At 69.3% G+C, this 21,901-nt stretch carries 17 protein-coding genes; 1 reads left to right on the top strand and 16 read right to left on the bottom strand.

Features of this window, described 5'->3' with window-relative positions; genetic code table 11:
- Window positions 1–28 precede the first annotated feature (28 nt).
- From ACIRB1_RS39540 to ACIRB1_RS39515, 6 genes are all read right to left on the bottom strand, one after another.
- Window positions 29–1,660 carry a beta-N-acetylhexosaminidase gene (locus ACIRB1_RS39540; protein WP_403468918.1) on the bottom strand — a complete coding sequence of 544 codons (1,632 nt, stop codon included), beginning with the start codon at window positions 1,658–1,660 and terminating at the stop codon, window positions 29–31.
- Between the two features lies 1 nt (window position 1,661).
- Window positions 1,662–2,507: a carbohydrate ABC transporter permease gene (locus ACIRB1_RS39535; protein ID WP_403468917.1), complete on the bottom strand. Its 846-nt coding sequence runs from the start codon at window positions 2,505–2,507 to the stop codon at window positions 1,662–1,664.
- Window positions 2,504–3,433, bottom strand: coding sequence for a sugar ABC transporter permease (locus ACIRB1_RS39530; RefSeq protein WP_352185383.1), 930 nt, complete (start codon window positions 3,431–3,433; stop codon window positions 2,504–2,506). Before ACIRB1_RS39530 ends, ACIRB1_RS39535 begins: the two co-directional genes overlap by 4 nt.
- A gap of 4 nt (window positions 3,434–3,437) precedes the next feature.
- On the bottom strand, window positions 3,438–4,733 hold the full coding sequence (locus ACIRB1_RS39525) for an extracellular solute-binding protein (protein WP_403468916.1): 1,296 nt from the start codon (window positions 4,731–4,733) through the stop codon (window positions 3,438–3,440).
- 350 nt (window positions 4,734–5,083) lie between these two features.
- The gene (locus ACIRB1_RS39520; protein ID WP_026178118.1) at window positions 5,084–5,371 is read right to left on the bottom strand and encodes a DUF3039 domain-containing protein; all 288 of its coding nucleotides are present in this window, start codon (window positions 5,369–5,371) and stop codon (window positions 5,084–5,086) included.
- Window positions 5,372–5,420: 49 nt separating this feature from the next.
- Window positions 5,421–5,993 carry a YqgE/AlgH family protein gene (locus ACIRB1_RS39515; RefSeq protein ID WP_403468915.1) on the bottom strand — a complete coding sequence of 191 codons (573 nt, stop codon included), beginning with the start codon at window positions 5,991–5,993 and terminating at the stop codon, window positions 5,421–5,423.
- 253 nt (window positions 5,994–6,246) lie between these two features.
- Here ACIRB1_RS39515 and murA point away from each other — a divergent pair, with 253 nt between their 5' ends.
- Window positions 6,247–7,593, top strand: coding sequence for a UDP-N-acetylglucosamine 1-carboxyvinyltransferase (gene murA / locus ACIRB1_RS39510; protein WP_352185380.1), 1,347 nt, complete (start codon window positions 6,247–6,249; stop codon window positions 7,591–7,593).
- A 362-nt stretch (window positions 7,594–7,955) separates the two neighbouring features.
- Here the strand turns inward: murA and ACIRB1_RS39505 are convergent, their stop codons facing one another.
- The 10 genes from ACIRB1_RS39505 to ACIRB1_RS39460 all read right to left on the bottom strand — a co-directional run bounded on the left by ACIRB1_RS39505 (window position 7,956) and on the right by ACIRB1_RS39460 (window position 21,901).
- Window positions 7,956–8,237 carry an HU family DNA-binding protein gene (locus ACIRB1_RS39505; RefSeq protein ID WP_019056394.1) on the bottom strand — a complete coding sequence of 94 codons (282 nt, stop codon included), beginning with the start codon at window positions 8,235–8,237 and terminating at the stop codon, window positions 7,956–7,958.
- A 418-nt stretch (window positions 8,238–8,655) separates the two neighbouring features.
- The gene (locus ACIRB1_RS39500) at window positions 8,656–10,095 is read right to left on the bottom strand and encodes an NAD-dependent malic enzyme (protein WP_352185378.1); all 1,440 of its coding nucleotides are present in this window, start codon (window positions 10,093–10,095) and stop codon (window positions 8,656–8,658) included.
- Window positions 10,096–10,438: 343 nt separating this feature from the next.
- On the bottom strand, window positions 10,439–12,775 hold the full coding sequence (locus ACIRB1_RS39495; protein WP_352185377.1) for a UvrD-helicase domain-containing protein: 2,337 nt from the start codon (window positions 12,773–12,775) through the stop codon (window positions 10,439–10,441).
- A gap of 161 nt (window positions 12,776–12,936) precedes the next feature.
- Window positions 12,937–13,692: an anti-sigma factor family protein gene (locus ACIRB1_RS39490; protein WP_403468914.1), complete on the bottom strand. Its 756-nt coding sequence runs from the start codon at window positions 13,690–13,692 to the stop codon at window positions 12,937–12,939.
- A 38-nt stretch (window positions 13,693–13,730) separates the two neighbouring features.
- Window positions 13,731–14,252, bottom strand: a complete 522-nt coding sequence (locus tag ACIRB1_RS39485; protein ID WP_019056398.1) for a sigma-70 family RNA polymerase sigma factor — start codon at window positions 14,250–14,252, stop codon at window positions 13,731–13,733.
- Window positions 14,253–14,581: 329 nt separating this feature from the next.
- Window positions 14,582–15,175, bottom strand: coding sequence for a CGNR zinc finger domain-containing protein (locus ACIRB1_RS39480; RefSeq protein WP_403468913.1), 594 nt, complete (start codon window positions 15,173–15,175; stop codon window positions 14,582–14,584).
- 487 nt (window positions 15,176–15,662) lie between these two features.
- Complete coding sequence (locus ACIRB1_RS39475) at window positions 15,663–16,823, bottom strand: uroporphyrinogen-III synthase (RefSeq protein WP_403468912.1); 1,161 nt, start codon at window positions 16,821–16,823, stop codon at window positions 15,663–15,665.
- A 127-nt stretch (window positions 16,824–16,950) separates the two neighbouring features.
- Window positions 16,951–18,306: a nitrate/nitrite transporter gene (locus tag ACIRB1_RS39470; RefSeq protein WP_403468911.1), complete on the bottom strand. Its 1,356-nt coding sequence runs from the start codon at window positions 18,304–18,306 to the stop codon at window positions 16,951–16,953.
- Window positions 18,307–18,464: 158 nt separating this feature from the next.
- Window positions 18,465–19,781 carry an acyltransferase gene (locus ACIRB1_RS39465; RefSeq protein WP_403468910.1) on the bottom strand — a complete coding sequence of 439 codons (1,317 nt, stop codon included), beginning with the start codon at window positions 19,779–19,781 and terminating at the stop codon, window positions 18,465–18,467.
- Window positions 19,778–21,901: a bifunctional polysaccharide deacetylase/glycosyltransferase family 2 protein gene (locus ACIRB1_RS39460; protein WP_352185371.1), complete on the bottom strand. Its 2,124-nt coding sequence runs from the start codon at window positions 21,899–21,901 to the stop codon at window positions 19,778–19,780. Before ACIRB1_RS39460 ends, ACIRB1_RS39465 begins: the two co-directional genes overlap by 4 nt.

Raw genomic sequence — 21,901 nt, 5'->3', positions numbered from 1 at the left:
TCCGTGTTCCAGGCGTTCTCCCGGACTCCTAGGCGTTCGGGGGCGGGCCGTCCTTGGGGCGTCCGAGGACTCCGGGGCGGCGCTGCCACGGCAGGGGTCCGGTGGGCGGACGGTAGGCGACCCCCAGGGCGTCGAGGCGCGGGTAGTGGGCGGCCATCCGGCGCTCGAAGTCGGCGAAGTCCCGTTCCGCGGGCGCCGGAAGGGCACTCCAGGCGACCTCGGCGAACGCCGCGAGGCGGGGGAACGTCTGGTAGTCCACGCGTGCGTGATCCTCCATCACCTCGGTCCACACGTTGGCCTGCGCGCCCAGCACATGACCTGCCTCGGCCTCGGTGAGCTGCTGGGGAACCGGCTCGAAGCGGTAGACGTCCTCCAGGGTGCGCACATGGGCGATCGGCACCGGCTCGTCCTCTCCGGGGGCCTGGCGCCAGTCCAAGTACACGTGCTGTTCGGGGCACATGACGACGTCGTGTCCCGCGCGGGCGGCCGTGATCCCGCCCTCGTAGCCGCGCCAGGACGACACCACGGCGCCGTCCGCGAGCCCGCCCTCCAGGATCTCGTCCCAGCCGACGAGCCTTCTCCCGCGCGCGGAGAGCCACGTGTCGAAGTGTCCGATGAACCACGACTGCAACGCCTCCTCGTCCGCGAGCCCGAGTTCCGCGATGCGCTCCTGCGCGGTCGCCGACTGCTTCCACTGGTCCTTGAGGCATTCGTCACCGCCGACGTGAATGAACTCCCCCGGGAACAGCTCCAGGAGTTCCTCGAACACCCCCTCGTAGAACCGCAGGGTGTTGTCAGTGGGGGCCAGTACGTTGGGGTTGATCCCCCAGGTGTCCCAGACGGAGAGGGAGTTGGTGTCGATGACGTCGGTGTTGCCGAGTTCCGGATACGCGGCGATGGCGGCCTGCGAGTGTCCCGGTACGTCGATTTCCGGGACCACGGTGATATGCCGCTCGGCGGCGTAGGCGACGATCTCGCGGATGTCGTCCTGGGTGTAGTAGCCGCCGTGGGGCTTGTCGTCCCAGAGCGGTGAGGCACGGTGGCCGAATTTCGTGCGCGCCCGCCAGGACCCGATCTCGGTCAGCTTCGGGTACCGCTCGATCTGCACCCGCCAGCCCTGGTCGTCCGTCAAGTGGAAGTGGAAGACGTTGAGTTTGTGCGCCGCCATGAGATCCAGGTAGCGCAGGACGCCTTCCTTGGGCATGAAGTGCCGGGCGACGTCGAGCATGAGGCCGCGCCAGCCGAAGCGGGGGGCGTCGTCGATGGCCTGGGCCGGCACGCCGTAGGTCGTGCCGGGACGGACGGGAGCGCGCCGGAAGGCGGCGGGGCCGAGGAGCTGACGCAGTGTCTGGGCGCCCCAGAACACGCCGGCCGGGCCGCCGCCGGTGATCACGACACCCCAGGTCGCGGTCACCTCCAGGCGGTACGCCTCCGGTGCCAGGGTGTCGTCGAGGCGCAGCGCGACCGCGTTGCGGGCCCCCTCCTCGCCGGGCGGCAGCGGCAGTCCGAGGGCCGCCCCGAGCGTGGTCCGCAGCCAGCGCTGGGTGCCCTCGGTGCCGGGCTCACCCCACAGCGCGGTGTCGGCCTCGAAGGCGAAACCGGGCCGGGTGGGGCCCTCGACGGCCGTCGGCGCCGGAATCAGTTCCGTCTCTGAAGTCACGTCAGTCCTTAACCGCTCCGCCCAGCCCCGAGACCAGACGTCGCTGTACGAGTACGAAGAACACCAGCACCGGAATCGTCATCACCGTGGAGGCCGCCATGACTCCGCCCCAGTCCGGGTCGTCCGGCTTGTAGAAGACAAGGAGGGCCATCGGCAGGGTCGACTGGGAAGTGTCGCTGATGATGAAGGACTTGGCGAACAGGAAGTCGTTCCAGGCCGAGATGAACGAAAACACGCTCGTGGCCACCAGCCCCGGGAAGACGAGCGGGAAAAGGATCTGCCACAGGAATCGCGTCCGGCTCGCTCCGTCGATGTACGCGGCCTCCTCCAGCGCGTCCGGGACCGCTTTCACGAACCCCCGCAGCATCCAGATCGCGAACGGCAGCGAGAACGCGATCTGGGGCAGGATCAGCGACCCCAGAGTGTTCAGCAGTCCGAGCCCCCGCATGGTGAAGAACAGGGGGATCGTCAGGGCTTCCACGGGCACCATCTGGGCCACCAGGAACATGATCAGGAGGGTGGTCCTGAAGCGGAACCGGAATCGCGTCACGGCCGTCGCGGCGAGAAAGGCGATCAGCGCCGAGACGATGACCACCGAGCACGCCACGACAAGGCTGTTGACGAAGTAACGGCCGAATTCCTGCTGCCCGAACACTCTCCGGAACGAGTCCAGGGAGGGCGCCGACGTCCACGGCCGGGGCTCGCTCGACTCGATCTCCCCGGCCGGTTTGAAGGCGCTGAGCACCATCCAGTAGAGGGGGAAGACGACGACCACCGCGATCAGCAGCGCGGAGGCCTCGGCAGCGAGCCACCAGGGCCGTCGTACAAGACCGCGAAGCAGACTCACAGCTCCTCCCCCTGTCTGCGCAGCAGACGCAGATAGACCAGCGTGACGGCGAGCAGCATCAGCAGCATGACGACACCGATCGCCGAGCCGAGGCTGTACTTCGAGGACGCGAACGCCTGTTGGTAGGCGTACACGTTCAGCACGAGGTTCTGGCCGGCGATGCCGCCTCCGTTGGTCATGACGTAGATCTGGGTGAAGACCTTGAAGTCCCAGATGACGGACTGGATGGTGACGACGGTCAGGATGGGCCGCAGCATCGGCGTCAGGACGGACCGCCAGATCCGCCACTGCGAGGCCCCGTCCAGAGCGGCGGCCTCCAGCACCTCGGAGGGCACGGCGCGAATCCCGGCGTAGACCGTCACCATCACGAACGGGAAGGAGCACCACACCACTTCGAGCAGCACGAGGAAGAACGCGCTCAGCCGCCCGTACGTCCACGAGTGGTCCCCGAGCCCCAGAATCCGGTTCACCGGCCCGAAGTCGGGATCGAAGAGCAGCAGCCACACGGTCGACCCGGTGACGGCGGGCGTGGCCCAGGCCCCCAACGCGGCCAGCATCAGGGCGAGTCGGGGCAGCGCGCGTATCCGGGTGAGCAGCACGGCCAGCGCGCACCCGACGGCGAGCGTCGAGACGACACAGGCCCCCGCGAACAGCACGGTGGCCACCAGCACCTGCCAGAACTGGCTGTCCGAAAAGAGCGCGGAGTAGTTCCCGAACCCTTCGAAGGTCGTCGGCTCCCCACCACTGACCTGGGCCTGCGTGTACCGGAAGAAGGAAATCAGCCCGAGCTGATAGATGGGGTAGACCAGCAGCCCGCCCAGGACGACGAGAGCCGGGGCGAGATACAACCAGGGAGTCGTCCAGCCCCGCACGGGGCGCGGGCCTGTCCGCGCACGGTCCGCGGGCGACGAGCTGTCAGGGGTCATCCGCTCAACCCGCGGAGCTGAACGCCGAGTTCATCTTCTTCGCCGCGTCCTGAGAAGCCGCGGCCACGTCCTTCTTCCCGCTGATGACTTCCTGGAGCATCGTCGGCAGCACCAGCGAGGAGTCGATCTCCGACCAACCCGGCGACGTGGGCACGAACTTCGTCCCCGCGGCCAGCGTCCGAACGAACGGCTTCTCGAACGGCACCTTCGACGCGGCCGCGTCCCGCACGTCGGTGAACGTGGGCAGGAACCCCATCGCGTCGAACATCGAGGCCTGTGTCTTCTTCGAGGTGAGCCGCTCCATCAGATCCACCGCGAGCGTGCGGTGCGAAGTGCTCTTCAGGACACCGATGTTGTTGCCCCCGGCGAAGGCGGGAGCGACGGACCCGGACGCCACCCCGGGCAGCGGAACGACCGCGTACTTGCCCTTGACCTTGCCCGCCTCGACAGCGGTGTGGCTGAAGTCGCCCCCGATCGCCATCCCGGCCTTGCCCGCCGCGAACGCCGTGATCGTGTCGTTGCCGCCCATCGCCGCGCACTTGGCGGCGGGGCAGTTGTCGCCGGTGAACAGCGAGGTGTACGCCTTGATGCCCTTCTGGGCGGCGGCGCTGTCGATCGCGGAGGTGTACGAACCCCCCTCGGCCGTGGCGAGTTCGCCGCCGTTGGCCCAGACGAACGGCATCGCGCCGTAGGTGTAGGCGCCGCCGACGACAAGGCCGTAGAGGTCGGACTTCGCCTTGTGGATCTTCCGGGCGGTGGACGCCAACTCGGCCATGGATCTGGGGGGTTGAAGGCCCAGGTCCTTGAAGACGTCGGTGCGGTAGTACAGGGCGCGGACGCCGACGTAGAACGGGGAGCCGTAGGTCTTGCCGCCGACCGTGACGGACTGCCTGGCGGTGGGGTCGGTGTCCTTCGCCTCGCTCCAGGCGCCGAACTCCTTGGTGACGTCGAGGAGTCCGCCGTCCTTCACATAGCCGGCGGTGTCGGTGTTGCCGTACTCCATGACGTCGGGCGCGGACTTCGGGTCGTTGAAGGCGGCCTTGACGCGCTGGGCGCGGGTGTCGATCGGGATGTACTCGACGTCGACCTTGGTGCCCTTGTGGGCCTTCTCGAAGTCGGCGACCGCGGAGTCGACGACCTTGGCCTTCGGGTCGTTGCCGACCTCCTGGAAGAGCCACACCCGCAGGGTGCCGCTCTGGTCGTCCTTCTCCGAGGACGAGTTGCCGGAGGTCTGGGGCGCGCAGCCGGCGACGACAGCGGCGGCGGCCACGAGGACGGCGAGTCTGGGGGCGAGCTTCATGGAGCGTTCCTCCGCGCGTGCGTTGCAACATATGCAATGGACGTTTCGCTCTGCACAACATCACGGAGATTAGGGAGTGGAGGAACGCGGCCACAAGAGGTCTCAACCACTTCGTGACACGCGAAAGGCCGCCGAAACACGCAGAAGGCCCTCGGGGCACGCCGAAGCGCACCCCGAGGGCCTCAGAGACCGAGAGCCTCGGAACCGGCCGAAGTCGGACCGGCCGAAGTCAGACCGATAAAGCCGGGTCGATCAAAGCCGGACCCGCCGAAGTCGGACCGGCCGAAGTCAGACCGGTCGATGTCTGACCGGTCGATGTCTGACCGGTCGGTGTCAGACCGGTCCGACGGCTACTTGTCGCCGCCCTTGCCCTTGTCGCCGTCCCCGCCCGAGCCCATGGACTCGTAGATCTCCTTGCACATGGGACACACCGGGTACTTCTTCGGGTCGCGGCCCGGCACCCAGACCTTCCCGCACAACGCCACCACGGGAGTGCCGTCGAGGGCGCTCGCCATGATCTTGTCCTTCTGGACGTAATGGGCGAAGCGCTCATGGTCCCCGTCGCCGTGCGACACCTGGGGCGTCGGCTCTACGAGGGTCCCCGTACCAGTCCCGCGCTCGGGCTCAAGAGTGCTCATAGTGCCAAGGGTACTGAAGCCCACCGGCATCAGTTCCGCGAAGGGCCCCTCAGTTCAGGGAAGGGTCGTCCGGATACGTCGCCACCATCGCCAGCTCGCTGCGCTGGCGGCGCAGCACCTCGCGCCAGAGTTTCTCCGGGGACGGCGAGGACACGTCACCGGGCTCCGACTCGACGACGTACCAGGCGCCCTCCGCCAGTTCGGCCTCCAGCTGCCCGGGGCCCCAGCCCGCGTACCCGGCGAAGATCCGCAGCGAGCCGAGCGCCGAGGCGAGCAGCTCCGGCGGGGCCTCCAGGTCGACGAGTCCGATCGCGCCGTGCACGCGCCGCCAGCCGAGCGGGGCGCGCTCGCCGGCCGCGCCGCCCGGGATGACCGCGACGCCGAGGGCCGAGTCGAGCTGGACCGGGCCGCCCTGGAAGACGACACCCGGTTCGCCGGCGAGGTCGCCCCAGCCCTCCAGGATGTCGCCGACGTCCACAGGGGTCGGGCGGTTGAGGACGACACCGAGGGAGCCCTCCTCGTCGTGGTCGAGAAGGAGCACCACCGCACGGTCGAAGTTCGGGTCCGCCAGGGCGGGTGTTGCCACGAGCAACCGCCCTGTGAGCGAGGACACCTCGGTCATGCCTGACATGATCCCGCATCTTCCCCGTGGTGGGGGAGGCAATGCGGGTACCTGAGTGAACGCAGCTCAGGGCGCACCGAAGCGTCCTCCGCGCACACCCCCGTCCCGTGACCCCATGTGCCCGATTGGGAACGGTTCGTGTTGTGACACAGCTATGACGCAGCTGGGTGCTCCTTGGGCTTTCAGGAGGGGGGTGGGCGGCCATTACGCTTACGTCTTCGGCCCCTGCCCAACTCCACGGAACGCGAGATTCATGACCGTCAACGGCTCAGACGACGTACTGCTTGTCCACGGCGGAACCCCGCTCGAGGGCGAAATCCGTGTCCGTGGTGCGAAGAACCTCGTACCCAAGGCCATGGTCGCCGCCCTGCTGGGCAGTGAGCCAAGTCGACTGCGCAACGTTCCGGACATCCGTGACGTTCGTGTCGTACGTGGACTCCTGCAACTGCACGGGGTGACGGTCCGTCCGGGTGAGGAGCCGGGCGAGCTGGTGCTCGACCCCTCGCACGTGGAGAGCGCCAACGTCGCCGACATCGATGCCCACGCGGGCTCGTCGCGCATCCCGATCCTGTTCTGCGGTCCGCTGCTGCACCGGCTCGGGCACGCGTTCATCCCCGGGCTCGGCGGCTGCGACATCGGCGGCCGGCCCATCGACTTCCACTTCGAGGTGCTGCGGCAGTTCGGCGCGAAGATCGAGAAGCGGGCGGACGGCCAGTACCTGGAGGCTCCGCAGCGGCTGCGGGGCACGAAGATCAAGCTGCCGTACCCGTCCGTCGGCGCGACCGAGCAGGTGCTGCTGACCGCGGTGCTCGCGGAGGGCGTCACCGAACTCGCCAACGCGGCGGTGGAACCGGAGATCGAGGACCTCATCTGCGTACTGCAGAAGATGGGCGCGATCATCGCCATGGACACCGACCGGACGATCCGCATCACCGGTGTGGACTCGCTCGGCGGCTACACCCACGCGGCCCTCCCGGACCGTCTGGAGGCCGCGTCCTGGGCGTCCGCGGCGCTGGCGACCGAGGGCAACATCTACGTCAAGGGCGCGCAGCAGCGCTCGATGATGACGTTCCTCAACACCTACCGGAAGGTGGGCGGTGCCTTCGCGATCGACGACGAGGGCATCCGCTTCTGGCACCCCGGCGGCCAGTTGAAGTCCATCGCGCTCGAGACGGACGTGCACCCCGGCTTCCAGACGGACTGGCAGCAGCCCCTGGTCGTCGCCCTCACGCAGGCCACCGGCCTCTCGATCATCCACGAGACGGTCTACGAGTCCCGCCTCGGCTTCACCTCCGCGCTCAACCAGATGGGCGCGCACATCCAGCTCTACCGCGAGTGCCTCGGCGGCTCCAACTGCCGCTTCGGCCAGCGCAACTTCCTCCACTCGGCGGTCGTCTCGGGCCCCACCCGCCTCCAGGGCGCCGACCTGGTCATCCCCGACCTCCGCGGCGGCTTCTCGTACCTCATCGCCGCCCTCGCGGCCCAGGGCACGTCCCGAGTCCACGGCATCGACCTCATCAACCGCGGCTACGAGAACTTCATGGAGAAGCTCGTGGAACTGGGCGCGAAGGTAGAACTGCCGGGCAAAGCGCTCGGCTGACCACCGCACGCCGGGCGCGACGAGGGCCGAACTGCCGGGCAGGGCGCTCTTGCTGACCGCCGCCCGGCCGACCGGCCCCAGGGCCGCACCGGGTCTCTGCTGGGGGTCCGGGGGTCATCCCCCGGGCAGGCACAGCATGGAGAAGCTCGTGGAACTGGGCGCGAAGGTCGAACTGCCGGGCAAAGCGCTCGGCTAGCAGGAGTCGCGCGAGCGCCGATGGGGCGGCCACCCGGACTTGGGTGGCCGCCCCATCGGCGTTGTGCTCAGTGCCCCTGAGGGGCGCGGGGAACTGCGCGGCCGGCCACGGCGATTCCGTCAGCCGGAACGCGGCCCGCAGTTACCCGGCGCTCACAGCGGAGCGCTTACTTGCCCTTGGCGGCTTCCTTGAGCTTGCTGCCCGCGGACACCTTGACGCTGTAACCGGCGGGGATGTTGATCGGGTCGCCGGTCTGCGGGTTGCGCGCGGTGCGAGCGGCACGGTGGGTGCGCTCGAAGGTCAGGAAGCCGGGAATGGTGACCTTCTCGTCGCCCTTGGAGACGATCTCGCCAACGGTCTCGGCGAACGCGGCCAGAACGGCGTCGGCGTCCTTGCGGGTCACCTCGGCACGGTCGGCCAGCGCGGCCACCAGCTCACTGCGGTTCATGTTGTTACTCCCGTGTTCTTCTTGCCGTTTGAGGCGTGCCACGCGGCGGAGCCGCATATCGGGCACGGTGAAGCCGATGCTGCCAGGGTCCTCGGTGAGTCCCCGGACCCGGGTCCGTCGTCCAGACCCTCGCGCCCGAAGACGCATCCTGCCCCTACCTGCGGCGGGAAAGCCAATCCGGCACCCGTAGGAGTCGCGAGAACACCCGTGGGAGTCACACGAAAAGCGCCACGCCCTCTGTGTGGTGACGCTCTGTCGACTCCCGGCAGCGAGGGCCGGGCCTGGAGAGGCCCGAAGCCTGGCCGCCACGATAAACGGCCGCCGAAGGCCCCGGGTTCCGCGACGCGCCGGTGTACGAGCGGCCGTGGCAATCCTCACAGCCGCCGCACACCCGCCGATCGAGGCGCTACGACAGCTCCTACGACACGGAGGGCGTCGTCGAGGCCGCCGCCACCCCCGCCGCCTTCGCCGCGTCCCGCACCGCGCCCGCGACCGCGCCGGCCACCTTGTCGTTGAAGACGCTGGGGATGATGTAGTTCGCGTTCAGCTCGTCCTCGGTCACCACGTTCGCGAGTGCGGTCGCGGCGGCGAGCATCATCTCGGTGTTGACGGTGCGGGACTGCGCGTCCAGCAGACCGCGGAAGACACCCGGGAAGACCAGCACGTTGTTGATCTGGTTCGGGAAGTCCGAGCGGCCCGTGGCCACGACCGCCGCCGTCTGACGGGCGATCGTCGGGTCGACCTCGGGGTCCGGGTTCGCGAGCGCGAACACGATCGCGCCCTCGGCCATCGCGGCCACGTCGTCGCCGTCGAGGACGTTCGGGGCGGAGACGCCCACGAAGACGTCGGCGCCGCGCACGGCCTCCTTCAGGGTGCCGGTGAGGCCGTCGGGGTTGGTGTTGTCGGCGATCCAGCGCAGCGGCGAGTCGGGCTTGGCGTCCACCAGGTCCTCGCGGCCGGAGTGCACGACACCGTGGATGTCGGCGACGACCGCGTTCTTGACACCGGCGGCGAGCAGCAGCTTGAGGATGGCCGTACCGGCCGCGCCGGCGCCGGACATGACGACCCGGATGTCCCCGATGCCCTTGCCGGCGACCCGCAGCGCGTTCGTCAGCGCGGCGAGGACGACGATCGCGGTGCCGTGCTGGTCGTCGTGGAAGACGGGGATGTCGAGGGCCTCACGGAGCCGGGCCTCGATCTCGAAGCAGCGCGGCGCGGAGATGTCCTCCAGGTTGATGCCGGCGAAGCCCGGGGCGATGGCCTTGACGATCTGGACGATCTCGTCGGTGTCCTGGGTGTCCAGGCACAGCGGCCAGGCGTCGATGCCCGCGAACCGCTTGAACAGGGCGGCCTTGCCCTCCATGACCGGCAGCGCGGCCTTGGGGCCGATGTTGCCGAGGCCGAGTACGGCGGAGCCGTCGGTGACGACCGCGACGGAGTTGCGCTTGATGGTGAGGCGGCGCGCGTCCTCGGGGTTCTCCGCGATCGCCATGCACACGCGGGCGACACCCGGGGTGTAGATCATGGAGAGGTCGTCACGGTTGCGGATCGGGTGCTTGGACTGCATCTCGATCTTGCCGCCGAGGTGCATGAGGAACGTACGGTCGGAGACCTTGCCCAGGGTGACGCCCTCGATGCCGCGCAACTGCTGGACGATCTCGTCGGCGTGGGCCGTCGAGGACGCGGCGATGGTGACGTCGATCCGGAGCTTCTCGTGGCCGGAGGCGGTCACGTCGAGGCCGGTCACCGAGCCTCCGTTGGACTCCACGGCCGTGGTGATCTGGGAGACCGCCGTTCCGCTCGCGGGCACCTCCAGACGGACCGTGATCGAGTAGGAGACGCTGGGCGCCGTAGCCATGGCCGACTTCCTCTGCTTTCACCGTTGAGCTGGGTACGCGTAGGAGCTGATACGCGCTCCGATGGTCGCACCTACTGCCCGGTAGGCGTTAGCCGCCCCCGATTGCGAACGTTTTGTTCGCGAGAAAAAGAGGCCCCCGTCACTTTTCCCGTGACGGGGGCCTCTCTCACGATCAGTGACACCGGCCCGCCATGCTCGCCTCGCGGCAAGTGGTCGCTCGTAGCGACGAAGGTTGGGCCCGGGGGCTTGGATCGGGCCGGTGTCACGTCCAGGCTAACAAACAGATCCCGTAAGACCATTCCCATCCCGAGAGTTCATCGAAAGCGGATCTCGGCCGGCCCCCTCAGTCGCGGAGCAGATCCGGCACCCCGTTCGCGTCCGGCTCGTCCCGCTCGGCGGAGACGACCGTGAGCTGCTGGGTCGCGCGGGTGAGGGCGACGTAGAGAACCCGCAGTCCGGCGGGCGACTCGTCGGCGATCTCCGCGGGCGAGACGACCACGGTCGCGTCGTACTCCAGGCCCTTGGCCTCCAGGCTGCCGAGCGCCACCACGCGATCCCCGAGGCCGGTGAGCCAACGGCGGGCCTCCTCGCGGCGGTTCATGGCGACGACCACGCCGACCGTGCCGTCGACCCGGTCGAGCAGTCGCGCGGCCTCGGCGCGGACGGAGTCGGCCAGTGAGTTCCGTACGACGGCACCGTGCTCGTTGTTCGTCGCCACGAAACGCGGCTTCACGCCGGTCGAGCGGACCGCCGACGGGGACTCGGAGCCGGGCATCGCGAGGGCCAGGACCTTCGCCGCCAGCTCCGCGATCTCGGCGGGGTTGCGGTAGTTGACGGTGAGGGTGAAGCGGCGGCGGGGGCGGGAGCCGAGGGCCTCGTCGCGGGCCTCGGCCGCCTCGTCGGGGTCGGACCAGGAGGACTGGGCGGGATCTCCCACGACCGTCCAGGTGGCGTGCCGGCCGCGGCGGCCGACCATGCGCCACTGCATCGGGGTGAGGTCCTGGGCCTCGTCGACGATGACGTGCGCGTACTCGGTGCGCTCCTGGGCGAGCCGCTCGGCGCGTTCGCGCTGCGACTCCTCGCGTACGGGCATCAGCTCCTCAAGGCCGGTGAGCTGGTCCAGCGGGTCCAGGTCGCGCCGCTTGCGGGGGCGGGCCGGGGTGCCGAGGATCGCCTGGAGCTCGTCGAGGATCGCCACGTCGTGGACCGAGAGGCCCTCGCGCTTGAGGGCGCGGGAGACCCTGCGGACCTCGCCGGGGTTGAGGATGCGCCGGGCCCAGCGGCCGAGTCTGCGTTCGTCGGACATCGACTCCAGGACGGCGCGTGGGGTGAGTTCGGGCCACCAGGCGTCGAGGAACGCGATGAAGTCGTCCTCGCTCGCGATGTCCTCGTCGAAGGAGGAGCGCAGTTCGGCGGCGAGTTCGGGGTCCGTGTGCCGGCCCGCCGAACCGGAGCGCTCCCACAGGGCGTCCAGGAGCAGCTTGCGGGCGCGCGGACGCAGCATGTTGACGGGGGCCGTACCGCTGAGCGCGCTCTGCCGGACGCGCTCCAGGTCGGCGGCCTCCAGTTCGAGGCGCCGCCCGAAGGCGACGACCCGCAGCCGGTCCGGCGCGTCGCTCGACTCCAGGGCGCCGCGCGCGGCCTTCCGCAGCACGCGGAGCATGCGGTACGAGCCCTTCGCGCGGGCCACGGCCGGGGAGTCGTAGAGGGTGGCCTCGGCGCCGTCGACGAGCGAACCGATCGCCCGGATCGCGACCTGGCCCTCCTCGCCGAGGGACGGCAGGACGCCCTCGGTGTACGCGACCAGCAGTGGGGTCGGCGAGACGATGAGGATGCCGCCCGCGTACCGGCGCCGGTCCTGGTAGAGCAGGTAGGCGGCGCGGTGCAGGGCGACAGCCGTCTTGCCGGTGCCGGGGCCGCCCTCGACGTAGGTCACCGAGGCGGCGGGGGCGCGGATCACCAGGTCCTGCTCGGCCTGGATGGAGGCCACGATGTCGCGCATGGTGTGGCTGCGGGCCTGGCCGAGCGCGGCCATCAGGGCACCGTCGCCGATGACGGCCAGCTGCTCGCCGTCGAGGAAAGCGCTCAACTCGGGCCGCATCAGGTCGTCTTCGACCCCGAGCACCCGACGCCCCTTGGACCGGATGACCCGGCGCCGCACGACCCGCCCCGGGTCGACCGGCGTGGACCGGTAGAAGGGCGCGGCGGCGGGCGCCCGCCAGTCGATGACCAGCGGCGCGTACTCGGAATCGAGGACTCCGATCCGCCCGATGTGCAGGGTCTCGGCGATGTCGGCGGTCTGGTCCTCCCGCACGGCGCCTTCGGCGGGCTCCACGGCGGTGTAGGCGCCGTCGGGCCCCTTCTTGCCGTCCTTGCCGGGCAGGAGGTCGATCCGCCCGAAGAGGAAGTCCTCGAACTCGTTGTTCAGCCGGTTGAGGTGGATACCGGCGCGGAACACCTGCGCGTCCCGCTCGGCGAGCGCGCCGGGTGTGCCGACCTGGCCGCGCTTGGCCGCGTCGTTCATGAGGAACTCGGCCTCGTGGATCTTCTCCTCGAGCCGCCGGTACACCCGGTCCAGGTGTGCCTGTTCGACGCTGATCTCCCGGTCCCGTAGCGAATCCTGGGCGGATTTGTCGGACACCGTGTCGAGCGCGGTCCCCTGTTGAGCCTGTGCGGCCACCGGGCCCCCTTCTGACGTGCTGGGCAGCCGTCAACCGTACGCGAAGAAAAGCCTCCGTAGCGAGGGGCCTGCCGAGTGGATCTTGACAAAGACGCGGGGCCCGGCACGCGCACCATCCGCGTTCCGGACCCCACTGACCACATGTGACCAGTTGCCACCGCTTATGCGTTCACTGCCACCAGCTTCTTGCCGTCGAAGGTCATGACCTCGAAGTGGTCGATCTCGTTCGGCGTGAAGGCCGCTCCGCCCTGGGCGTAGAGCGGGCTCTTGGCCTCTTCCGTCTTGCCGTTCGCGATGCCGTAGCCCCAGGCCGGGACCGACCAGGAGCTCATCGTCTCGCGCTCGCCGTTCTTGCCGACCGCGATCAGGGAGCACTTCAGCGGGCCCTTGACGTTCTTGAGCTCCACGACCCCGAGCGTGCCCCAGTTCTTCTTGGACATCGCCACGGTCGCGGTGACCTTGGTGCTCGCGTCCGTCGCCGTCACCTTGTCGGACAGAGTGTCGAAGGTGGTCTTGGCGGCGGCCACGGTGCCGCTGCTTCCCGAGCTGTCGCCGCCGTTGGCCGCGATCACGGCCAGCGGTCCGGCGATGATCAGCGCCGCTGCGGCGGCGATCATGTAGAAACTGCGCCGACGCTTCAGTGCCCGCCGTTCACCGACGTCGTCGACCAGCCGCTCGACCAGTCGTGGACTGGGTTTCGCGGACAGGGACTCACCGATCGCGGGAGTGCCGGAGCCCGGCAGATCCGCGAGCGCCGCCAGCATCGGCTCCATCCCGGCCAGCTCGTCGAGCTGCTGGGCGCACCATTCACAGGTGGCGAGATGGGCCTCGAAAGCGGTTGCTTCGGCGTCGTCGAGAATCCCGAGGGCGTAGGCGCCGACGGTCTCATGTTCGTTCGAGCCCTGAGATCCCTGCATGGAACCAGGACTACCCGTTCCGTATCCCCCGTACATGCTCATGCCGTCACCCCCCGCTCCTCCAGAGCAAGCTTCATCGATCGAAGGGCGTAGAACACCCTTGAGCGCACCGTGCCACTGGGGATGCCAAGCGTCTCGGCCGCCTCATTGACGGTACGCCCCTTGAAGTACGTCTCGACGAGCACCTCCCGGTGGGCCGGGGTCAGGTCGTCCAGCGCGTCCGACAGTGTCATCAGCCACAACGCCTTGTCGATCTCGTCCTCCGCGGGGATGACCTCCAGCGGCGACGGGTCCACCTCCTGCGGCCGGGCCTGCCGGCTGCGGTGACCGTCGATGACGATGCGTCGTGCCACCGTCACAAGCCAGGGTCGTACCGATCCGGTCGCCCGGTTGAGCTGGCCGGCGTTCTTCCAGGCCCGGATGAGCGTCTCCTGCACCACGTCCTCGGCACGCTGCCGGTCTCCGGCGACGAGCCGCAACACATAGGCGAGCAAGGGTCCGGCGTGCTCCCGGTACAGAGCACGCATCAGCTCCTCATCAGGTTCCGAGGACTGGGACATGCGATGTCGGGCCCTCGGTGCGTGTTCATTGGCCACGACGGAATCCTTGCGCACGCCCACCTCCGGTGTCCGGGGGTTCCCCCAGTCAGTCGCTCATGGAGGGGTACGCGGACGGGTGGGCGGATGTTCAACGTGAGGCGACAGTTTTCTCCGGAGTGACGTGACGAGCTGGACATGGGTGCACATTCCCACCCTACGATCTTTACATTTCCACCACATGAGCAAGATCACCCGGGGTGCCCGCACCGCCCCGGAGTGAAACGCACTGTTGTCGAAATCACTTCGCCATGTGACGCTCCCTCACTTCACAGAAGCCGCATAAGGGATTCTCAGGCTCGCGCGAGCGCCGCCCGCCGCCGATGCCGGGCCACTCTCTCTCGGTTCCCGCACACCTCACTGGAGCACCAGCGCCGTCGACGCCCCCGGGACGAATCGAGGTAGACGATCGGGCAGTTGTCCCCTTCGCACTCCCGGAGCGAGGCCCGCGCGACGGGATCGGTGAGCAGCTCGACGGCATCCCTCGCGATCACGGCAAGCAACGCGTCACACCCCGGCGTCCCGTCCAACTGCCTTACCAAATCGCCCTCTTCGTCCCGTACGGCCCGGGGTGCGGGGGTCGCGGCACGGGCGAGGGCATTGACGTGGGCCAGGGCGAGGTCGTAGCCCCGGCTGTCGGAACCGGTACCGCGGCGCACCAACTGCCCGATCTGCCCCCTCAGTTCACGGAAGCCGACCAGCCAGGCGGAGTCGACGTGGGCGAGCGGGGTGGCCGCCGGGACGAGCCCCGACCGGACGATCCACGCACGCAGCGGCTCCGGTGCGTCGAGCCGTTCCCCGGGGTGCGTGGTCGCGAGGAGGTCCAGGCAGATCCGCCCGGCGTCGAAACGCAGCTCGTACGGGGCCATGGTCGAACCCAGTGCCATGTGCCTGTCACCGCCTAGGGAGTACCCCGGTCGTCGGTCGTCAGGGATCGTTGCGTGCGTGCCGTGAGGAGGGGAGCGCGGGTATTCCGTCCCCTCTCCCTACAGTGCCTGCCCACCGACCCGGCCGTAACCCCTCGGACCGGCCGCGCATGCACATCGGCGGACCCCAGCGTGCGGAGCGTCGGTTCCTGACGTCGGCGGCGATATCCGGTTCATCCGCGAGCTCGCACCTTGGCGCAGGCCGGAGCAGTCCAGCCCGTCCGGGGCTCGCCGTCCAGGGGGCTCGCTTTCTGGTGCAGGCCCGTGCAATTCAGCCCGTGCAGGGGCTCACTTCTGGTGCAGGCCGGCGAAATTCAGCCCGTCCGGCGTTTGAGGACGAGGCCCTTTCGGGGCCGATCGGGGGTCTGGGGGCGGAGCCCCCAGGTACGCCGGCACCAACACCCCGGAGCTGCACCAGGGGCCACATTCCACCCCGGCCAACCTCACCTCACGCGCCCGCGTACTTCGTGTCGGCCACCGGATCCAGCGCCAACCGATACCCCCGCTTCACCACCGTCTGGATCAGCTTCGGAGACCCAAGTGCCGTACGCAGCCGAGCCATCGCCGTCTCCACGGCATGCTCGTCCCGCCCGGCACCAGGAAGCGCCCGCAGCAGCTCCGCCCGCGCCACCACCCACCCCGGCCGCCGGGACAGCGCCCTGAGCAGCGACATCCCGGCCGGCGGCACGGGCCGTAGCGCCCCGTCCACCAGGACCGCATGCCCTCGGATCTCCACCCGGTGCCCGGCGATGGGCAGGGTACGGGCCCGCCCGGGAAGTTCCTGGCAGAGCAGCTGGACGAGCGGACCGAGCCGGAAGCGCTCGGGCTGGACCGTGCCGATGCCGTGGTTCTGGAGCGGAAGCGCGGTGACGGGACCGACGCACGCCGGGAGGACCTCGTGGTGCAGGGCGGCGAGGAGTTCGGGCAGCAGCCCCCGCGTCTCGGCCCGGGACAGCAGCGACGCCGCGGCCGGCGCGCTGGTGAACGTCAGCGCGTCCAGGCCCCGCGAGACCGTCGCGTCCAGCAGCCGGTCCAGCGGAGCGATGTCCTCCGGCGGCATCCACCGGTACACGGGCACACCGACGACCTCCGCTCCCCCGGCCCGCAGCGCCTCCACGAACCCGGGCAACGGCTCACCGTGCAACTGAATGGCGACCCGCCGCCCCTCGACCCCCTCCTCCAGCAGCCGGTCGAGCACCTCCGCCATGGACTCGGACGACGGAGACCACTCCTCGGTCAGCCCGGCCGCCCGCACCGCCCCCTTGACCTTGGGCCCCCGGGCGAGCAGCTCCACCCCGCGCAACCGTTCGAGGAGCGCCTCCCCGAGCCCCCACCCGTCGGCCGCCTCGATCCACCCCCGGAACCCGATGGCGGTCGTGGCGACGACGACATCGGGCGCCTGTCCGATCAACTCCTTGGTCGCGGCGAGCAGTTCGCTGTCGTCGGCCAGCGGCACGATGCGCAGCGCGGGCGCGTGCACGACCACCGCACCGCGCCGCTGGAGCAACGCTCCCAGCTCGTCCGCACGGCGCGCGGCGGTGACGCCCACGGTGAACCCGGAGAGGGGTCCGTGCTGCGCGCGATCCGGTCGCTGCGGTTCCTCGTACATGGCTCTCGTCCCGAACGTAGTCCTACATGGGGCCGTGGATGCGGTGGCTGGGCGGTGGCTACATGCCGACCGAGCCTGTCAACGGCGCATGACAGGCTCGGTTCGGCTTCATGTCGCCGGTGTTACGTCACACCTCCGCATAGCTGAGCTGCGCCTTCGCCTCCGATGCGGAAGCTTTGGCCTGAGTCTGGGCGGTGGGGCGGCGAAGGTATACGGCCCATGTCACCGCGAAGCAGAGGCCGTAGAAGGCGAGGAAGGCGACGAACGCGCCGGTCCCGGAGCCGGAGGAGAGGAACGACTGGCGGAAGGCGAGGTTGATTCCGACCCCGCCGAGCGCGCCGACCGCCCCGATGAGCCCCATGGAGGCACCGGAGAGCCGTCGCCCGTAAGCGGCGGCCTCGTCCCCGACGAGCCCCTTCGCGAGGGCCTTGGTCTGGAAGATGCCGGGGATCATCTTGTACGTCGACCCGTTGCCGAGTCCGCTGAGCACGAACAGGACGACGAACACCGTCACGAACAACGGCAGCGACTTCTCCATGCTGGCGACGACCAGGATCGCGGTGGCGGCGGCCATGGCGACGAAGTTCCACAGGGTGATCCGGGCGCCGCCGTAGCGGTCGGCGAGCCAGCCGCCGACGGGACGGATGAGCGAGCCGAGCAGCGGCCCGATGAAGGTGAGATACGCGGCCTGCAACGGCGTACGCCCGAACTGCACCTGAAGCACCTGCCCGAACGCGAACGCGTACCCGATGAACGACCCGAACGTGCCGATGTACAGGAACGCCATGATCCAGGTGTGCCAGTCCCGCGCGGCGTCCTTGGCGGCGCCGGTGTCGTTCTTCACGGAGGTGAGATTGTCCATGAAGAGCGCGGCGAGGACGGCGGCGGCGAGGATGAGCGGGATGTAGATCCCGAGCAGCACGCGCGGGCCGCCCCCGGCGCCGATGATCGCGAGGGCGATCAACTGGATCACGGGGACCCCGATGTTGCCGCCCCCGGCGTTGAGCCCGAGAGCCCAGCCCTTCTTCCGCAGCGGGAAGAAGGCGTTGATGTTGGTCATGGAGGAGGCGAAGTTGCCGCCGCCGATGCCGGCCAGCAGGCCGATCCAGAGGAAGGTGTCGAACGACGTCCCCGGCTTCATCACGGCGAACGCGGCGACGGTCGGCACGAGGAGCAGACCGGCCGAGACGATCGTCCAGTTCCGCCCGCCGAAGACGGCCACCGCGAAGGTGTACGGCACCCGGACGACCGCGCCGACCAGCGTGACCATCGAGGTCAGCAGGAACTTGTCCGCCGGCGTCAGCCCGTACTCCGGGCCCATGAACAGCACCAGTACGGACCACAGCGTCCAGATCGAGAATCCGATGTGCTCCGAGAACACGGAGAACATGAGGTTCCGCCGGGCGACCTTCTCTCCGGTCTCCTCCCAGAACGTCTCGTCCTCAGGGTCCCAGTGCTCGATCCACTTCCCAGTGGCTGTCATGACGCCTCCACGGTGCACTACGGGGTTACGAGCAGCGATACGTCCCGAAGGTAGGGAGGTCGCGTTTCGACCCTGTGGCTGTGAGTCACCGGAAGGGAACGTTGCTCTCACGGGCGGGGATGGGTGACGGTGAGGTGGGAGGCGAGGCCCCCCGACCCTCAGGCCCCCTTCCTCCGGCTTCCCCCACCACTGACCCCGTTGGGCCACAACCGCGGCCTCCGCTTGGCGGCGATGTCCTCGATCCAGCCGAACGCGAGGATCGCGACCGCGAGCAGCGGCCAGATCAGTACGAACATCAGGAGCGTGTCCGCCCTGTCGAGGAAGGACGTCGCCGTGTCGCTCTCCATGAAGGGGAGGTTGTACAGCTGGTCGAGGATCGGGACCGTGGCCATGATGAGGAGGTTGTGCCACAGGTAGATCGTGACGGCGCGGTTGTTGGACAGGGTCACCAGCTTGTCCCACCTGGCCAGGCGGCCGGGCAGCTCCTGCCAGGACGGCGCGTACTGGAGCAGGACCACCACGACGCCGAAGGACCAGGTCGCCTGGGCGAGCGGGATGTCGTTCAGGTCCCAGCCGTCGGGGCCGAGATGACCTGAGGCCCACCACAGGCCGAAGCCCATGATCAGGGTCGCGCCGGAGACCGCGAGGTAGCGCGGGACCCGCTTCAGCAGGCCCTCGTGATGGGCGAGGCCGAGGACCCAGCAGCCGCCGTACACCGCGAAGTCGGAGACCGCGTTGCCCGTCTCGCCGGGGATGGTGATCAGGCCGGTGCCCACCACCGCCGTCAGCGCCAAGGGGGCCAGGAGCGTCGCCCAGGGAATCCTGCGCAACGCCCACAGCAGCAGCGGTGACGCGATCACGAACCACAGGTACGCCCGCAAGTACCACAGCGGGCCCGCCGCCTGGTCCGCCCACGTGCTCTCCAACAGGCCCGATTCCGACCCCAGATGCTCGGGGTACGGCGGTGCGCCGACCGGCACGATGTAGTCGAGGACCTTCGCCGCACCCCACCAGGTGCCCCCAAGGTCGGGGTCCTTGAGCGGGTTCCAGCCCATCCCGAACATCATCACCAGCACCACCGCGCTGAACGCCCAGAGCGGGGGCAGCAGTCGGCGCAGCCGGCCCTTGATCACGCTCAGCGCGGGGCGGTTCAGGGAGCGGGCCATCAGGGAACCCGCCAGCGCGAACATCACGCCCATCGACGGGAACAGCACCGACAGCCACGCCCAGCCGAAGAGGTGGTAGACGACCACGCGGACGAGGGCGATCGAGCGGAGGAGGTCGAGATAGCGGTCCCGGCCGCCGCCCTTGGCCCTCGCCGGCGCCGACGCCGACGCCGAATCCGACTCCGGCGCCAACTCCGTTTCCTGCCGCCGTTGTTGGGGAATCTGCGGAGTCCCGTACACCGGTGTCGACTCGGGGTCGGGTCCCCGCTCGGGGCTCGTGTTCGCCCCGGTCGTGTATCCGTGCGTCATGCCATCGACCTCCGGTCGCCACGGCTGCCGTGCTGGGTCGGCACCGGGCCGCCCGGCGCCTCCACGACCCCCGTCCGCCGCAGCTTCTGCCAGCGCAGGCGGCCTCCGGTGAGTGCGGTGATCCAGGACTGGAGCAGGACGACGTACATGAGTTGGCGGTAGAGGATCTGCTGAAGGGGCAGCGAGACCAGGTGGGTCATGCGTTCGCGGTCCAGGCGGAAGGCGTACGCCGCGCAGAACGCCTGGATCGCGAGGACGCCCAGCCAGGCCAGGAACGTCTTCTCCGTCGGGCCGAACACCAGGCCGTAGAGGAGGAACACGTCGATCAGCGGGGCCAGGATGGGGGCGACGACCATGAAGAGGGCCACCAGCGGGAGGCCCACCCTGCCGAAGCGGCCGGAGGGGCCCCGGTCGAGCAGGGCGCCCCGGTGCTTCCAGATCGCCTGCATCGTGCCGTAGGACCAGCGGTAGCGCTGCGACCAGAGCTGCTGGACCGTCTCCGGTGCCTCGGTCCAGGCCCGCGCCCTCTCGGCGTAGACCACGCGCCAGCCGTCGCGGTGCATCGCCATCGTGATGTCGGTGTCCTCGGCGAGGGTGTCGTCGCTCATGCCGCCGACCCGCTCCAGCGCGCTGCGCCTGAACGCCCCGACGGCGCCCGGGATCGTGGGCATGCAGCGCAGGATGTCGTACATCCGGCGGTCGAGGTTGAAGCCCATCACGTACTCGATGTGCTGCCAGGCGCCGATGAGGGAATCGCGGTTGCCGACCTTGGCGTTGCCCGCGACCGCGCCGACGCGGGGGTCGCCGAAGGGCTGCACCAGCTCGCGTACGGTGGCCGGTTCGAAGACGGTGTCGCCGTCCATCATGACGATGAGGTCGTGACCGGCGTTCGCCAGACCGCGGTTGAGGGCGGCGGGCTTGCCCGCGTTGAGCTGGCGTACGACCCGCACGTTCGGCAGGTTCATCGCCTCGACGATTCTCGCCGTGCCGTCGGCCGAGCCGTCGTCGACGACGATCACCTCGACCGGATGCTCGCTCGCCATCAGTGAACGGACCGTGTTCTCGATGCACTTGGCCTCGTTGTACGCCGGGACGAGGACCGTGACCGGTTCGGTGACCGGTGGTCCCCAGGCGAAGTCCTCGCGGCGCACCCGGCGGGCGTGGATCGCGGAGAGCAGCAGCATCATCGCGAAGCGGGCGATGACGAGCGAGCCGGTGAGGGCGAGGCCGACCACCAGCACGTCCATGATGCTGTCCGAGGCCTGGACCAGGAAGGTCCACGCCTTGCCCTTCCACAGGTCGACTCCGGTCACCGGGGTGAGCGCGCTGCGCGCGCCGAGCGCCTCGGTGAGGTTGCCGAACCGGTAGCCCTTGGCCTGCATCTCCGGCAGGAACCTGTCCAGCGCCTGCACGGTCTGGTGCCGGTCGCCGCCGGAGTCGTGCATGAGGACGATCGCGCCCTTGCCGGCGCGCGGGGTGGCGTTGCTGATGATCTTCGCGACGCCGGGCTTCTGCCAGTCCTCGCTGTCCGTGTTGTTGACGACGCTGATGTAGCCGCGGGTGCCGATGTACTGGGTCACCGGCCAGGACAGGTTGTCCATCGCGTCGGCGGACGAGGAGTACGGCGGCCGGAACAGCGAGGTCCGGATGCCGGCCGCGCCGGTGATCGCCAGCTGGGTCTGGGACAGCTCCCAGTCGATGCGCCGCTTGGACTGGAAGGAGAGGTCGGGGTGGCTGAAGGTGTGCACGCCGACCTCGTTGCCCTCCGCCACGATGCGTTTGACCAGCTCCGGGTAGCGCGAGGTCATGGTGCCGGTGACGAAGAAGACGGCGTGCGCGTGATGCTTCTTGAGCACGTCCAGGACCTTGGGCGTCCAGGTCGGGTCGGGGCCGTCGTCGAAGGTCAGGACGATGTCGTGGTCCGGCACGTTCAGGCTGGTCGTACGGCCGCTGCGGGTGTCGATGACCGGGCCGCCGTCGAGGATCTTGTCCGGGACCTTGTCGGTCGCGGCCTCGGCGCGGATGCGATGGTCGGCGAGGATCTCGCTGTGGACGTAGCCGCGCAGCATCAGCATGGCCAGCAGGGCGACGAGGAGCAGCATCGGCAGCAGGAACCGCAT

Source organism: Streptomyces sp. NPDC096013 (genome assembly GCF_044763565.1).
In the GTDB taxonomy this organism is placed as follows: Bacteria; Actinomycetota; Actinomycetes; order Streptomycetales; family Streptomycetaceae; genus Streptomyces.
Note: the sequence above shows the minus strand (reverse complement) of the source record. Positions and strands in the feature narration are given on the sequence as shown.

Bases quoted from the DNA above. Each gene is read 5' to 3' on its own strand.
- ACIRB1_RS39490 (WP_403468914.1), bottom strand. From the start codon at position 13,692: ATGCAGGGATCTCAGGGCTCGAACGAACATGAGACCGTCGGCGCCTAC.
- ACIRB1_RS39505 (WP_019056394.1), bottom strand. From the start codon at position 8,237: ATGAACCGCAGTGAGCTGGTGGCCGCGCTGGCCGACCGTGCCGAGGTG.
- ACIRB1_RS39475 (WP_403468912.1), bottom strand. From the start codon at position 16,823: ATGTACGAGGAACCGCAGCGACCGGATCGCGCGCAGCACGGACCCCTC.
- murA (WP_352185380.1), top strand. From the start codon at position 6,247: ATGACCGTCAACGGCTCAGACGACGTACTGCTTGTCCACGGCGGAACC.
- ACIRB1_RS39480 (WP_403468913.1), bottom strand. From the start codon at position 15,175: ATGGCACTGGGTTCGACCATGGCCCCGTACGAGCTGCGTTTCGACGCC.
- ACIRB1_RS39500 (WP_352185378.1), bottom strand. From the start codon at position 10,095: ATGGCTACGGCGCCCAGCGTCTCCTACTCGATCACGGTCCGTCTGGAG.
- ACIRB1_RS39485 (WP_019056398.1), bottom strand. From the start codon at position 14,252: ATGTCCCAGTCCTCGGAACCTGATGAGGAGCTGATGCGTGCTCTGTAC.
- ACIRB1_RS39520 (WP_026178118.1), bottom strand. From the start codon at position 5,371: ATGAGCACTCTTGAGCCCGAGCGCGGGACTGGTACGGGGACCCTCGTA.
- ACIRB1_RS39515 (WP_403468915.1), bottom strand. From the start codon at position 5,993: ATGACCGAGGTGTCCTCGCTCACAGGGCGGTTGCTCGTGGCAACACCC.
- ACIRB1_RS39465 (WP_403468910.1), bottom strand. From the start codon at position 19,781: ATGACGCACGGATACACGACCGGGGCGAACACGAGCCCCGAGCGGGGA.
- ACIRB1_RS39530 (WP_352185383.1), bottom strand. From the start codon at position 3,433: ATGACCCCTGACAGCTCGTCGCCCGCGGACCGTGCGCGGACAGGCCCG.
- ACIRB1_RS39525 (WP_403468916.1), bottom strand. From the start codon at position 4,733: ATGAAGCTCGCCCCCAGACTCGCCGTCCTCGTGGCCGCCGCCGCTGTC.
- ACIRB1_RS39470 (WP_403468911.1), bottom strand. From the start codon at position 18,306: ATGACAGCCACTGGGAAGTGGATCGAGCACTGGGACCCTGAGGACGAG.
- ACIRB1_RS39460 (WP_352185371.1), bottom strand. From the start codon at position 21,901: ATGCGGTTCCTGCTGCCGATGCTGCTCCTCGTCGCCCTGCTGGCCATG.